Raw genomic sequence first — 14,244 nt, forward strand, 5'->3', positions numbered from 1 at the left:
ACGGCCCGCCCGCCACCGGTGTGGCCGCCCGAGCGAGCCACCGGGGCCGCTGCGGCCTAGGGTCGGGAGCCGTGCCGGACACGTCGCCGCCCCTGCTGGAACTCGCCCCCGACGAGACGTTGCACGTGCTGGTGCCCTCCCGCGCGCTCGCCGAGGCGGTGGAGGCGCTGTCGCCCCGCGTGACGGCGCACCGCCTCGACCCGGACGCGGGCCTGCCCACCGGTGCGGCCGCCCGCGCCCAGGTGCTGGTGCCCCGGGGTGGCGCCGGGCTGCCCGAGGGACTGCTGGACGCGCTGCCGGACCTGCGCCTGGTGCAGCTGCTCAGCGCGGGTGCGGAGAAGTTCGCCGGCCGGCTGCCCGACCGGGTGGTGCTCTGCAACGCCCGCGGCGCGCACACCCCGGCCACCGCCGAGTGGGCGGTGGCCGCGACGCTGGCCGCCCAGCGCGGGATCCCGTCCTTCACCCGGGCGCAGGACGCCGGCCGCTGGTCACCCGCGACGCACCACTCGCTGGTGGGTGCCCGGGTGCTCGTCATCGGCGCCGGGGACATCGGCCGGGCCATCGGCCGCATGCTGGCCGGGTTCGACGTCGAGCTCACCTGGGTGGCCCGCACCGCCCGCGAGGGCGTGCACGCGATGGACGAGCTGCCCGAGCTGCTGCCGCACGCCGACGTCGTGGTGCTCATCGTGCCGGTCACCCCGCACACGACCGGGATGGTCGACGCCGCGTTCCTGGCGGCGATGAAGGACGACGCCCTGCTGGTCAACGCCGCCCGCGGGGTGGTCGTGGACACCGACGCGCTGCTCGCCGAGCTGCACCGGGGCCGGCTGCGCGCGGCGCTGGACGTCACCGACCCGGAGCCGCTGCCCGACGGGCACCCCCTGTTCGCCGCCCCCGGGCTGCTGCTGACCCCGCACGTGGGCGGGGACGTCCCCGACACCGAGGCCCGGGCGACCGCCGCGGTCACCGAGCAGCTGGCGCGCGTGCTGGCCGGCCGCCCGCTGCAGAACGTCGTCGGCGACTACTAGAAGGACCCCGTCCTCCGCACCCCTCGCGGGCTCGGGGCGAGCCCCGGGACGGGGCCGCACTGCCTCCCACCGCTCGTACGCGCGCAGCCGCCCGGCTGCGGGCCGCTCCGTGCTGCCGTCTTCCGCCTGGCGGAAGGCCGGATGGTCGCGGTCCGATCACGACACTAGAACTTTCCTTGACGCCCGTCGCGATCCCCTCTAACTTCGCTGTGACTTGAGTCACTCCAGACATCGACGTCCGGTAGGGCAGTCCGGCGGGTCCGCCCGCCGTCGAGAAGGGGATCACATGAAGCACCGCACCCGGTCCGCGCTGGCTGTCGCCGGCTGTGCCGCCCTCCTGACGGCATGCAGCACCGAGGCTCCGGAGGCCAGCGGTGGCGGAGGCGACGGGGACGAGGTCCAGACCGGCAACGGCGTGACCGACGACACGATCAGCGTCGGCATCCTCACCGACCTCTCCGGTCCCTTCGCCGTCAGCGCCCCGCTGCACGTGAGCCAGATCCAGGCCTACTGGGACCAGGTGAACTCCGAGGGCGGCGTCTGCGGCCGGAACGTCGAGGTGCAGGTCCAGGACCACCAGTACGACCCGCAGCGGGCGGTCGCCCTGTACCGCAGCATGGCGCCGAACGTGGCGGCGCTCCAGCAGGTGCTCGGCTCGCCCGTCGTCGCGGCCCTGATGCCGCTGGCCGAGGAGGACGACCTCTACGTCGGCGGCATGGGGTGGTCCAGCGTCGTCCTCGACTACCCGAACGCGCACATCCCCGGCACGACGTACAGCATCGAGAGCGCCAACGGGATCGACTACCTCGTCGACGAGCTCGGCCTCTCCGAGGGCGACAAGGTGGGCGTCGTCTACTTCACCGGCGACCTCGGCGGCGACTCGCTCGCCGGCGCCGAGTACGCGGCACAGCAGCGCGGTCTGGAGATCGTGCCGCAGCAGATCACGCCGGCCGACACGGACCTGTCCGCGCAGGTCTCGGCGCTGAAGCAGGAAGGTGTCTCCGCCGTCATCCTGGGCGCCGCACCGGCCCAGCTGGCATCCCTCGCCGCCGTCCTCTCCTCGCAGGGGCTCGACGTCCCGCTGCTGGGCAACTCGCCGACCTACAACCCCTCGCTCCTGGACGGGCCGGCGGGCCCGGCCCTGCTGGAGAACTTCTACTTCCTGAGCAGCATCGCCCCCTACAGCGCCGACGAGCCCGGTGTCCAGGAGGCGGTCGCGCTGCACGAGGAGGCGGCTCCCGACGTCCCGGCGGGCTGGGAGATCCCGGCGGGCAACGCCGAGGCCATGCTGCTGCGCGAGGCGATGGAGAACGCCTGCGAGGCCGGTGACCTCACGCCCGCGGGCATCGTCGAGGGGATCCGGGAGACCACCGACCTCGACACCGGCGGGATCCTCCCGGGCACGCTGGACTACTCCGAGGAGGGGGTGCCCCCGCTCCGCGAGGTGTACCTGCTGCGTCCCGACGCCGAGGCGCCCGGTGGGCTGCGGATGGAGGACACGATCCTCGGGCCCAGCGCGGAGAGCTACACCTTCGAGTGACCGCCGGCTCCGGCCCGGGCACTGCCCCGGGCCGGAGCCCTGCCGGTGGGCGGCTCCCCGTCGCCCGCCCTCCGAGCTCATCCGCCCCCGGTGCCGCGGCCCGGGCGGCGACGTCCCCGCCGGGACCGCACAGCGCCCGGCGCCCCTTCCGCTGAGAGGTTGCCCGTGCCCGATCCCCTCCTGATGGTGGAGGACCTCGCCGTCACCTACGGCGGCGCCGTGCAGGCGCTGCGCGGGGTCACCCTCCAGGTCGACGCCGGCTCGGTCGTCGCCGTCCTCGGCAGCAACGGCGCCGGGAAGACGACCCTCCTGCGGGCGGTGTCCCGGTCCCTGGCCAGCGTCGGCGGCGCGGTCACCGGCGGCCGGATCCGGTTCGACGGGCAGGACCTCGCGCGGCACGACTCGTCCTGGGCGGTCCGCGCCGGGCTGGTGCAGGTGCCGGAGGGGCGCCGGATCTTCCGCGACCTCACCGTCGAGGACAACCTGCAGGCCGGCGGCTACACCGTCGGGGACGCCCGGGCGCGCAAGGAGGCCCACGAGCGGGTCCTGGAGCTGTTCCCGGTCCTGGCCCAGCGGCGCGACCAGCGCGGCGGGCTGCTGTCCGGGGGCGAGCAGCAGATGCTGGCGATGGGCCGGGCCCTGATGACCTCGCCGAAGCTCCTGCTGCTCGACGAGCCGTCGCTGGGGCTGGCACCCCAGCTGGTCGAGCAGATCGGCGACATCATCAGCCAGATCCACGCCCAGGGGACGTCGGTGCTGCTCATCGAGCAGAACGCCGCGATGGGACTGCGCGTGGCCGACCGCGCGTACGTGCTGGAGACCGGCGCGGTCACCGCCTCGGGCCCGGCTGCGGAGCTCGCCGCCACCGACGAGATCCGCAGCCGCTACCTGGGCGTGACCGAGGCGCCGGCCACCAGCGGCAGCCACGCCGCCACCGGAACCCCCGCAGCGGCCGCCGCGCCGGCCGACCGGGAGGGGCGGGCCCGCCCCGAGCGGCTGACGATCGACCGGCTGACCGTCCGGTTCGGCGGGATCACCGCACTGTCGGAGGTCTCCTTCACCGTCGAGCCCGGCACCATCCAGGCGCTCATCGGCCCCAACGGTGCCGGGAAGTCGACCTGCATCAACGTCCTCGGCGGCGCCTACCGGGCCACCAGCGGCAGCGTCCGCTACGGCGACGTCGAGGTGACCGGCAGCCCGCCGCACCGGCTCGCCGAGCTGGGCGTGGCGCGCACGTTCCAGAACATCTCGCTGGCCCTGGAGCAGACGGTCGAGGAGAACCTGCTCGTCGGGCGCCACCACCTGATGCGCTCGGGGGCGGTGTCCGACGCGCTGCGGCTGCCCAGGGCACGCCGGGAGGAACGCGAGCACCGGGAGGCGGTCCGGCGGACCGCCGAGCTGCTGGGCATCGAGCGCCTGCTGCAGCGCGAGGTGCACACGCTCTCCTACGGCGACCGGAAGCGGGTGGAGCTGGGCCGGGCACTGACCGGCGAGCCCACGCTGCTGCTGCTCGATGAGCCGGTGGCCGGCATGACCCACGGCGAGTCGGTGGAGATGGCGGCCGTCATCCGGACCGTGCAGTCCGAGCTCGGGCTCTCGGTGCTGCTCGTCGAGCACGACATGCCCTTCGTGATGGGGCTGGCCGCCCACATCACGGTCCTCGACTTCGGACAGCGCATCGCCGAGGGGACGCCCGCAGAGGTGCAGCGGGACCCCGAGGTGCTGCGCGCCTACCTCGGAACGGCGGCGGCATGAGCTACCTGCTCACCCAGCTGGCCAACGGCGTCTCCTACGGGCTGATCCTCGGCCTGATCGCCGTCGGCTTCGTCATCGTCTTCACCGCGACCGGCGTGCTGAACTTCGCGCACGGCGCGATCCTGCTGGCCGGGGCCTACCTGGTCGCGGTCCTCAAGGAGCCGATCGGCTTCTGGCCCGCGGTCGTCGTGGGGGTCCTCGGCGCCGCGCTGCTCGCCGTGCTGGTCAACGCCGTCCTGGTGCGCAACCTCGCCGAGTCCGACCCCGGGACGGCGGCGACCCTGACCCTCGCGGTGCAGGTCCTGCTGCTCACCGAGCTGACCCGGCGGATCGGCAACCGGGTGCTCACCAACGGCGCGCCGTGGGGTGCCGACGTCGTGACCCTCGGGCCGGTGACCCTGCCGACCAGCCGCGCGGTCGCGGCGGGGGTGGCGCTCGTCGCCTTCGCCCTGCTGTGGTTCCTGTTCGCCCGGACCCGGGCGGGGGTCGCCATGCGGGCGGCCGCCAGCGACGGGGACACCGCCTCGCTGATGGGCATCCGGCTCTCCCGCACCGGGGCGACCGGGTGGGCCCTCGCCGGCGCGCTGGCCGCGCTGGCCGGCATCTTCCTCACCTCGTTCCCCGCGCCGGGCGTGGCGCCGAGCGTGGCGCTCACCGCGCTGGCCGCGATCCCGGCCTGGGTCCTCGGCGGCTTCGACTCCGTGGTGGGGGCGATCGTCGGCGGCCTGGTCATCGGGATCTCGACCGCACTGGTGGTCGGCTACGAGTCCCACCTCGAGTTCCTCGGCCGCGGCCTGGGGGAGGTCGTCCCCTACGTGGTGATGATCGCGGTCCTGCTGGTCCGTCCGCAGGGTCTCTTCGGCAAGAAGGAGGCCGTCCGTGTCTGACCTGGTGCGCCGCCTCCCCGTGGTGCTCGCCGTCCTCGCCGCGCTGGTGCTGCCGCTGTTCCTCTCCGACTTCTGGCTGCAGACCGGGCTGTTCTCCATGGCCGCGGTCGTCGCCGCGATCGGGCTCACCCTGCTGGTCGGCACCGCCGGTCAGCTGTCCCTGGGGCACGCGGCGTTCGCCGCGCTCGGCGCCTACACCTACGCCTGGGCGGCCGGCCCGGTCGACGGTCGCGCGGCCGGGCTGGGGTTGCCGCCGGTGCTCGCGCTGGTGCTGGGCGGCCTGGTGGCCGCGCTCGCCGGCGCGCTGTTCAGCCCCATCTCCGGGCGGCTGCGCGGCATCTACCTGGGCCTGGCCACCCTCGGCCTGGTGTTCCTGGCCCGGCACGTGATGCTCAACGTCGAGGACGTCACCGGTGGCTTCAACGGCCGCAGCGTCGAGGCGCTCGCCGTCCCCGGGTTCAGCTTCAGCAACTCCGACCCGGACTACCTGGCCGTCGCCGGCGTGGAGTTCGGCGGGCTGCACCGCCTCTGGTACGTCTTCCTCGTGGTGGCCGTGGCCGCCGTCTGGATCGGCCGGAACCTGCGGGCCAGCCGCACCGGCCGCGCCTGGACCAACGTGCGGGACAGCGAGACGGCGGCGGCGGCGATGGGCATCCACGTCGCCCGGGCGAAGGCGACCGCCTTCATCGTCTCCTCCGCCTACGCCGGCATCGGCGGGGCGCTGATGGCGCTGGCCTACGGGCGGATCTCACCCGACGTCTTCACGTTCCAGCTGTCCATCGACTTCCTCATCATGATCGTCCTGGGCGGGGTGGGCACCATCGCCGGCGCCGTCATCGGCGCGGTCTTCGTGGTGACGTTGCCGCTGGTGCTCGTGCAGTACAGCTCGGCGCTGCCGTTCCTGGCGCTGCCCGGGTCCGGTGGAGTCGACGCCGGCACGCTGGCCCGGTTCCTCTACGCGGTCGCGATCATCCTCGTGCTGTTGTTCCTCCGCGGCGGCCTCATCGGGGGGATCGACCGGCTCCGCCACCGGCGGCGGCCGCCGGACACCAGCAGCCTGCCGCCGGAACCGGCGCCGGCCGGCGACCCGGACGACGCGCGGACCGAGGTGCGCCCCGGCGTCCCGACCGGGTCGGACAGCTCCTGAGGCACCGCTGACGGCGGGCTCCGCGGCTCAGGGCGCGGGGATCCGCCCGTCGGTCAGCGCCGCCAGCCGGGGCAGGTCCCGGGCCCGCAGCGCCGGCAGGCGCACCTGGCTGCCGGTGGTCGTGACCAGCCACAGTGCCCGGTCCTCGGCCACCCGCACCCCGGCCAGCTCGGGCCACGGGACCAGCCTCCGGCCCACCAGCGAGCGGGCGGTCATGCCGTCGGGGCCGACGTCGACGCCGACGGTCAGCACCCACGCGGCGAGCACCAGCGGGACGACCAGCAGGAGCAGCAGCCACGGCGTGGCCGAGGCCAGCGGCAGCACGCAGAAGGCCATCAGGCCCACCGGCAGCAGCGCCGTCCGGCTCATCCGCATCCGAGCTGTCGCCACGGCCGCGATGGTCCCAGACCCCGGTCAGCCCGCGGAGAGACGGGCCAGCCGGTCGGCGGCGTCGGTGCCGGGCGCGGCCGTGTAGACGACCAGGTGCACCCCCGGTGCGTCGGCGGGGGAGAGCTGGTGGTGCTCCAGCACCAGCTCGCCGACCTCCGGGTGGCAGAAGCGGCGCTCCCCGGAGGTGAACCGGTCGACGTCGTGGCTGGCCCAGCCGGTCCGGAAGTGCTCGCTGGCCGCCTCCAGCCGGGCGACCAGGCGCACCACGGCGGGGTCGTGCAGCCGGCCGCCCACCTCGGCCCGGAACTGGGTGAGGAAGCGCCGGCTGTCGGTGGTCCAGTCGGCCAGCAGGCCACGCACCCGGGGGTCGGTGAAGACCAGCCACAGCAGGTTCCGGTCGCCGTCCTCGGCGTCGGCAGCCCCGGGGTAGAAGCGTGCGTACGCGGCGTTCCAGCCGACGATCGACCAGTCGGGCGTGATGGCGTACGCGGGGGAGGGGCCCAGCGCGTCCAGCAGCCGGTGCAGGTGCGGCGGCAGCCCACCGGCGCTGCCGGCCGGCGCGGCGGCGGCGTGCCCGGCCAGCCGCAGCACGTACTCGTGCTCGGCCGCCGACATCTGCAGGGTGCGGGCCACCGCGTCGACCACCTGCCGGGAGGGGCGGATGTCCCGGCCCTGTTCCAGCCACGTGTACCAGGTGTGGCTCACCCCGGCGAGCAGCGCCACCTCCTCCCGGCGCAACCCCGGGGTGCGCCGGGAGCCCGTGCCGGGCAGACCGACGGCGGCCGGGTCGACCTGGCGGCGCCGTGACCGCAGGAAGGCGGCGAGCTCCTCGCGCGGGGTGCCGGGCACGGGGTCCTCCTCGGGGCACGCGGCCAGATGGGTGGTGGTGCTGGTACCAGCATGCACTGCATCTGGGGACGGCGGACGGAGCCGCCTAGCATCGCCGGCGTGACGACCGTCGAAGACCGCCCCGAGCAGACCACCGCAGGACAGCCCACCGTCGACATCAAGCCGCGCAGCCGGGCGGTGACCGACGGGGACGCGAAGGCCCCGGCCCGGGCGATGCTGCGGGCGGTCGGCATGGGCGACGACGACTTCGCCAAGCCGCAGATCGGCGTCGCCTCGTCCTGGAACGAGATCACCCCCTGCAACCTCTCCCTGGACCGGCTGGCCAAGAGCGCCAAGGAGGGGGTGCACGCCGCCGGCGGGTTCCCGCTGGAGTTCGGCACCATCTCGGTCTCCGACGGCATCTCCATGGGCCACGAGGGCATGCGCGCCTCGCTGGTGTCCCGGGAGGTGATCGCCGACTCGGTGGAGACGGTCATGTTCGCCGAGCGGCTGGACGGCTCGGTGCTGCTGGCCGGCTGCGACAAGTCGCTGCCCGGCATGCTGATGGCCGCCGCCCGGCTGGACCTGGCCAGCGTCTTCCTCTACTCCGGCTCCACCCTGCCGGGGAAGCTGGGCGACAAGGACCTCACGATCATCGACGTCTTCGAGGGCGTCGGCGCCTGCGCGCGGGGGCTGATCACCCGCGACGAGCTGACCGCCATCGAGAAGGCGGCCTGCCCCGGCCAGGGCTCCTGCGGCGGGATGTACACCGCCAACACCATGGCCAGCGTCGCCGAGGCACTGGGCATGAGCCTGCCCGGCAGCGCCGCCCCGCCGGCGCCGGACCGCCGCCGCGACGACTACGCGGTGAAGTCCGGCGAGGCCGTGGTCGAGCTGCTCCGCAAGGGCATCACCGCGCGGCAGATCATGACCCGGGAGGCCTTCGAGAACGCGATCACCGTCGTCATGGCACTGGGCGGCTCCACCAACGCCGTCCTGCACCTGATGGCGATCGCGCACGAGGCGCAGGTCGAGCTGACGCTGGAGGACTTCAACCGGATCGGTGACCGCACGCCGCACCTGGCCGACGTCAAGCCCTTCGGCCGGTTCGTGATGACCGACGTCGACCGGGTCGGCGGTGTCCCCGTGGTGCTGCGGGCGCTGCTGGACGCCGGTCTGCTGCACGGCGACACGCTGACCGTCACCGGGAAGACCATGGCCGAGAACCTCGCCGAGCTCTCCCCGCCGGACCCCGACGGCGCGATCATCCACGCGATGAGCGAGCCGATCCACCGCACCGGTGGCCTGACGATCCTGCGCGGGTCGCTGGCCCCCGACGGTGCCGTGGTGAAGTCCGCCGGGTTCGACACCGACGTCTTCGAGGGCACCGCCCGGGTCTTCGACGGCGAGCAGGGCGCGATGGACGCCGTCACCGACGGGACGCTGCGGGCCGGCGACGTCGTGGTCATCCGCTACGAGGGGCCCAAGGGCGGCCCGGGCATGCGGGAGATGCTCGCGGTGACCGGCGCGATCAAGGGCGCGGGGCTGGGCAAGGACGTCCTGCTGCTCACCGACGGCCGCTTCTCCGGGGGCACCACCGGCCTGTGCGTCGGGCACATCGCGCCCGAGGCCACCGACGGCGGGCCCATCGCGTTCGTGCGGGACGGCGACCCGATCCGGCTGGACCTGGCCAACCGCACCCTGGAGCTGCTGGTCGACGACGAGGAGCTGGCCCGCCGCCGGGACGGGTGGGCGCCGCCCGCCCCGCGCTACACCACCGGCGTCCTCGGCAAGTACGCCAAGCTCGTCGGGTCGGCCGCGCAGGGGGCCGTCTGCGGCTGACCCCGGCCGCCCCCATGGGGTGAGGCCCGCCCCGCGCACCGTTCGGCCGGGCGGGTCGGGGGCCGACAGTCGACGGTGTGGAGTCCAGGCGCCGGCGTGCACCCGGCTGGTCGCTGCCGGCTGCCCCGGTGCTGACCGGCCGGGCCACCGGTCTGCTCCTCGGTGCCGCCGTCGCCGTGATCGGCCTGGCCCTCCTCGCCGGGCTGCTGCCGCCCCGGCCGGCCGGGGCCGCCCTGCTGGGCTGCTCCGCGCTGGGCCTGCTGCGCCGTCGGCTGGCCGTGCGGGACCAGCCCCGCGCCGTCGCCCGCCTGCTGCGCTCGGAGTCGTTCGCCCGGTCGCTGGTGCACGCCGGCAGCGACTCGGCGCTCGTCCTGGACGGCGCCCTGCGGGTCGCCTGGGCCGCTCCCGGGCTGGCTGCCGTGACGGAGACCGGCGCCCTGCTCCCCGGCCGGCTGCTGACCGACGTCGTGCACCCGGACGACGCGGCGGCGGTGGCCACCTGGCTGGCCGCCCCGGCGGTCGGTCCCGGTCCGGCCGGCCTGCACACCTTCCGGGTGCCGGCGCCCGGCGCGGGCTGGCGGGTGCTGGAGGCCGGGGTCAGCGACCTGCGAGCCGACCCCGACGTGCGGTCCCTGGTGCTGCACTGCCGGGACGTGACCGCGCGGCGGGACCGGGAGCAGGAGCTCAGCTCGCTCGCCTTCACCGACCCCCTCACCGGGCTGCCCAACCGGGCGGCCCAGCAGCGGGCGCTGGCGCGGCTGCTCGGGCGCCCGGCCGCCACGGAGGCCGCCGACGCGGTCGCCGACGCCGTCGCCCTCCTCGTCATCGAGGTGCAGGGTCTGCGGGAGGCCCGGGAGCAGGCCGGCCGGGACGTCGCGGACGTCGCGGTGGCCGAGCTCGCCCGCCGGCTGCGGGCCACCGTCCGCACCGACGACCAGGTGGCCCGGATCGCCGCCGAGAGCTTCGGGGTGCTCGCGCACGGGCACGGCGACGAGCCCGACCGGCTGGCCGCCCGCCTCCTGGCGGTCATCGAGGGGCCGATCAGCACCGACGCGGGCCTGGTCGACCTCACCGCAGCGGTGGGCGTGGTGCCGCTGTCGTCCGCGCTCACCGAGGACCAGGCCGGCGAACGTGCCGAGCTCGCCGTGCTCGACGCCCGCGCCGCGGGCCCGGGCTCGGTCCGCCGTTACCGCCCCGAGCTGGCCGCCGCCCGGGACCGCCGCGAGCAGCTGCGCCGTGACCTCGTCGGCGCCCGCGTGCGCGGCGAGCTCGCACTCGTCTGGCAGCCCGTCGTGTCCCTGGCCGACCACCGGGTCGCCGGGGTCGAGGCGTTGCTGCGCTGGCGCCACCCGGTGCACGGGGAGGTGCAGCCCGAGGAGTTCCTGCCGATCGCCGAGCGCGCCGGTCTGCTGGTGGAGCTGCAGCGCTGGCTGCTGCGCACGGCCACCACCGGCGTGCAGGAGCTGCCGCAGCACGGCTCCGCCCCGCTGCAGCTCGGGGTGAACGTCTCCGCGGCCCACCTGGCCGCCGGCACCCTCGTCGCGGACGTCACCGCCGCGCTGGCCGAGAGCGGGCTGGCGCCCGAGCGGCTCGTCGTGGAGGTCTCCGAGGCGGCCCTGGAGGGCTCCCACGTGATCGACGACGTGACGGCGCTCCGGCTGATGGGGGTGCACCTGGCCCTCGACGACTTCGGCAGCGGTCGGTCCGCCCTGCCGCGGCTCGGCCGGCTGCCGGTGGACGTGATCAAGCTCGACCGGGCGCTGCTGGCCGCCGTCGACCGGGACGCCTACACCCGGGTGGTGTGCGAGTCGGTCGTCGGCCTGGGTGCCAGGCTGGGCATCGACGTCGTCGCCGAGGGCGTGGAGACCAGCAGCCAGCTCGCCGTCCTGGAGGGCATCGGCTGCGGTTTCGCCCAGGGCTTCCTGCTCGCCCGGCCGGTCCCGCTCGCCGCGCTCGCCGAGCTGCTGGACGGCGGTGCGGGTCTGCTGTGGCCCGGTCTCGTCGGGCGGGCGGTGTGACCGCGCTCCCCGCCCCGGGGCGCCGGCCGGCCCCCCCGGCGCAGTGGCGTCGTGGCGTGGCGGGGCCGCCGGCGGGGGAGTGGCCGCGCACCGCGGTGCTCCTCCTCCTGGCCGCCGTCGCCGTGGTCGTGGCGGTGCTCGCCGCCCTGGGCCCCGGTCGATCCAGCCACGCCGGCCCGCTGCTGGTCGGGTTGACCAGCCTGGCGGTGGGCGCGCTGCTGTACCGGCACCGCCGCCGTCCCGACGCGGTCTCCACCGACGTCTGGCGCACCGTGGCGGGGATCGCTGCGCTGCTGGGCCTGGGCCAGCTGGTCCGCGGGGTGACCGGCGCGGGCATCAACCCGCTGGCCGCCGGTCCGGGTGACCTCGCGCTGGCCGCGACGGCGCCGGTCGCGCTGCTGCTGTGCGCCCGGCTGGTCCGCGCCACGGGCAGCCGGCTGCGCGCGCAGGTGGCGCTGGACGCCGCCGTGGCGCTGGCCGCCCTCGGCGTGCTGGTCGAGGTGCTGCTGCCGGCGGCCATGGGCACCGGCGCCGAGGGCGCCGACCGGCTGCTGACCTCGGGCTACCCGGCGGTGGGCGCGCTGCTGCTGGCCGGCGGGCTGGTCGCCTTCGGGGCGGTCGGCCCGGTCCGGCGTGTGGCGGCCGGCTGGCTGCTGCTGGCGCTCGGCCTGCTGGCCGTGGGCATGGTCAGCGGCTCGCTCGCCGCCGTCCACCCCGCGCCCGGCTGGGACGGCCTCACCGCGACGACGTTCCTGGGCATGCTGGCGGCCGCCACCCTGGCGCTCGACGCGGACCCGGGGCCGGGCGCCGAGGAGGGCGCCGACCCCGTGGCCACGCCGCTGGTGGGGGTGCTGGTCAGCTGCAGCCTGGTCTTCGGGGTGGTCCTGCTGCTGCTCGCCGGCTGGGCCGGGGGGCGCCCGGTCACCGTGCCGGAGGCGCTGGCCACCGGGCTGTTGCTCGCCGCGAGCCTGGTCCGGACCCTGCTCTGGGCGGCCGACGCCACCCGGCTCACCCGCCAGGTGCTGCGCACCGAGGCCTACTTCCGCACGCTGGTGCACAGCGCCGCGGACGTCACCATCGTGCTGGACCAGCGCGGGGCCATCACCTGGGCCTCCGGCGCCGGCCAGAGCCCGGTGGCCTGGGCCGCACGGGACCTGGAGGGCCGGCCGCTGCTGGACTTCGTCCACCCCGACGACCGCGCCGAGCTGGTCCGCGTGCTGGCCACCGCCGACCCGGAGGAGTGCCGTGGCCGCACGTTCCGGCTGCGCACCCGCGACGGAGGCTGGCGGCCGTTCGAGTCGGTCCGGGTCATCCCGTCCGAGGCGCTGCGCGCCGCGCCCCAGGCCGCACCGCAGCGGGCCGGCCGGGCCACCAACGGCCTGGTGCTCCACCTGCGCGACGTGGACACCCAGCGCGCCGGCGAGCTGGAGCTGGAGCGGCTGGCCTACACCGACTACCTGACCGGGCTGCCCAACCGCGCCCGGCTGATGGCGGCCCTGGCCGGGGCGCGCAGCCGTGCCGCCGAGGGCGAGGCCACCTGCCTGCTGCTGCTGGACCTGGACGGGTTCAAGGCGGTCAACGACGTCGCCGGGCACGAGGCGGGGGACCTGCTGCTGGTCGAGGTCGCCGACCGGCTGCGGGCCACCGTCCGCGACCGGGACCTGGTGGGCCGGCTCGGCGGGGACGAGTTCGCGGTCGTGGTGCGCGGCGGGCTGACCGAGGCGACGGCGCTGGCCGAGCGGGTCGTCGCCCAGCTCGCCGGGGTGCACCGGTCGGTGCCGACCCCCGGCGCGGACCCGGACCTGGTCTTCGACGTGTCGGGCAGCGTCGGTGTCACCGAGCTGGACCCGGCCGACGAGGTGCCGGTGACCATCCGGCACGCCGACCTGGCGCTGCGCGCGGCCAAGGCCGCCGGCAAGGGGTGCGTCCGCCGGCACGGCGAGGCGTCCGACAGCGTGACCGGGCGGCGCACCCGGCTGGCCCGGGACCTGCCCGACGCCCTGTCCCGCGGGCAGTTGCGGCTGGTGTACCAGCCGGTCGTGGGCACGGTGGAGCGGCGCGTGCTCGGCGTGGAGGCGCTGTTGCGCTGGGACCACCCCGTGCTCGGTGAGGTCTCGCCGGCGGAGTTCGTCCCGCTCGCCGAGGACGACGGCCTGATCGTCCCGCTGCAGCGCTGGGTGCTGGAGCAGTCGACCGCCGAGCTCGCCGGGCTGCTGCGCCAGGGGCGGGACCTGCAGCTGGGCGTCAACATCAGCGTCCGGCACCTGCAGTCGGGCAGCCTGGTCCCCGACGTGGCCGCGGCGCTGGCCCGTTCCGGGCTGCCCCCGCGCCGGTTGATGCTGGAGGTCACCGAGTCGCTGTTCCTCGGCCAGCCCGACCGGGCCGACGGCGATCTGCAGACGCTGCACGACATGGGCTGCGTCATCTCCCTGGACGACTTCGGTCGCGGCTACTCGACCTTCGCCTACCTCACCCGGCTGCCGGTCGACGTGCTCAAGATGGACCGGGAGTTCCTGGCCGGCATCGAGGCCGACGAGCGCAGCGCCGCCCTGGTGCACACGGTCATCGAGCTGGGCCGGCGGCTGTCGATCGACGTCGTCGCCGAGGGGGTGGAGACCCCCGGGGAGCTGGCCGCGCTGCAGGTGCTGGGCTGCCGGTACCTGCAGGGGCACCTGCTCGGGCGGCCGACCACGCCCGACCTGCTGGCCGCGACGATCGACGCCTTCGACGCCGGGCTCCTCGACGGGCACCCGGCCGCGGCTGCCGGCGGGCCGGGGGTGCGCTGACCGGCGTCCCACGTTCGCCGCGC

The 14,244-nt window shown here is 75.7% G+C and carries 10 protein-coding genes; 8 read left to right on the forward strand and 2 right to left on the reverse strand.

The features are described 5' to 3' along the window. Positions 1 to 71: 71 nt before the first annotated feature. From ACI795_RS10205 to ACI795_RS10225, 5 genes are all read left to right on the forward strand, one after another. Positions 72 to 1,028 (forward strand): 2-hydroxyacid dehydrogenase, encoded by a 957-nt coding sequence (locus ACI795_RS10205; RefSeq protein WP_457075382.1) that lies wholly within the window; start codon positions 72 to 74, stop codon positions 1,026 to 1,028. 286 nt (positions 1,029 to 1,314) lie between these two features. Beyond that, a complete protein-coding gene (locus ACI795_RS10210) occupies positions 1,315 to 2,568 on the forward strand; it encodes an ABC transporter substrate-binding protein (protein ID WP_457075383.1) in 1,254 nt (417 codons plus the stop codon). Between the two features lie 165 nt (positions 2,569 to 2,733). Continuing rightward, the gene (locus ACI795_RS10215) at positions 2,734 to 4,323 is read left to right on the forward strand and encodes an ATP-binding cassette domain-containing protein (RefSeq protein ID WP_457075384.1); all 1,590 of its coding nucleotides are present in this window, start codon (positions 2,734 to 2,736) and stop codon (positions 4,321 to 4,323) included. Continuing rightward, complete coding sequence (locus ACI795_RS10220; RefSeq protein WP_457075385.1) at positions 4,320 to 5,210, forward strand: branched-chain amino acid ABC transporter permease; 891 nt, start codon at positions 4,320 to 4,322, stop codon at positions 5,208 to 5,210. Before ACI795_RS10215 ends, ACI795_RS10220 begins: the two co-directional genes overlap by 4 nt. Further along, the gene (locus ACI795_RS10225) at positions 5,203 to 6,357 is read left to right on the forward strand and encodes a branched-chain amino acid ABC transporter permease (protein WP_457075386.1); all 1,155 of its coding nucleotides are present in this window, start codon (positions 5,203 to 5,205) and stop codon (positions 6,355 to 6,357) included. Before ACI795_RS10220 ends, ACI795_RS10225 begins: the two co-directional genes overlap by 8 nt. 27 nt (positions 6,358 to 6,384) lie before the next feature. Here ACI795_RS10225 and ACI795_RS10230 read toward each other — a convergent pair whose 3' ends face one another. Both ACI795_RS10230 and ACI795_RS10235 read right to left on the reverse strand, forming a co-directional pair. Beyond that, positions 6,385 to 6,747: a PH domain-containing protein gene (locus ACI795_RS10230; protein ID WP_457075387.1), complete on the reverse strand. Its 363-nt coding sequence runs from the start codon at positions 6,745 to 6,747 to the stop codon at positions 6,385 to 6,387. A 24-nt stretch (positions 6,748 to 6,771) separates the two neighbouring features. Then, on the reverse strand, positions 6,772 to 7,596 hold the full coding sequence (locus ACI795_RS10235; RefSeq protein ID WP_457075388.1) for a helix-turn-helix transcriptional regulator: 825 nt from the start codon (positions 7,594 to 7,596) through the stop codon (positions 6,772 to 6,774). A gap of 99 nt (positions 7,597 to 7,695) precedes the next feature. Here ACI795_RS10235 and ilvD point away from each other — a divergent pair, with 99 nt between their 5' ends. From ilvD to ACI795_RS10250, 3 genes are all read left to right on the forward strand, one after another. Next, complete coding sequence (gene ilvD, locus ACI795_RS10240; RefSeq protein ID WP_457075389.1) at positions 7,696 to 9,417, forward strand: dihydroxy-acid dehydratase; 1,722 nt, start codon at positions 7,696 to 7,698, stop codon at positions 9,415 to 9,417. A gap of 77 nt (positions 9,418 to 9,494) precedes the next feature. After that, a complete protein-coding gene (locus tag ACI795_RS10245; protein WP_457075390.1) occupies positions 9,495 to 11,435 on the forward strand; it encodes a putative bifunctional diguanylate cyclase/phosphodiesterase in 1,941 nt (646 codons plus the stop codon). A 56-nt stretch (positions 11,436 to 11,491) separates the two neighbouring features. Further along, positions 11,492 to 14,221 carry a putative bifunctional diguanylate cyclase/phosphodiesterase gene (locus tag ACI795_RS10250; RefSeq protein ID WP_457075391.1) on the forward strand — a complete coding sequence of 910 codons (2,730 nt, stop codon included), beginning with the start codon at positions 11,492 to 11,494 and terminating at the stop codon, positions 14,219 to 14,221. The last annotated feature ends 23 nt before the right edge of the window (positions 14,222 to 14,244 follow it).

This window comes from Modestobacter sp. SYSU DS0290 (assembly GCF_054050955.1).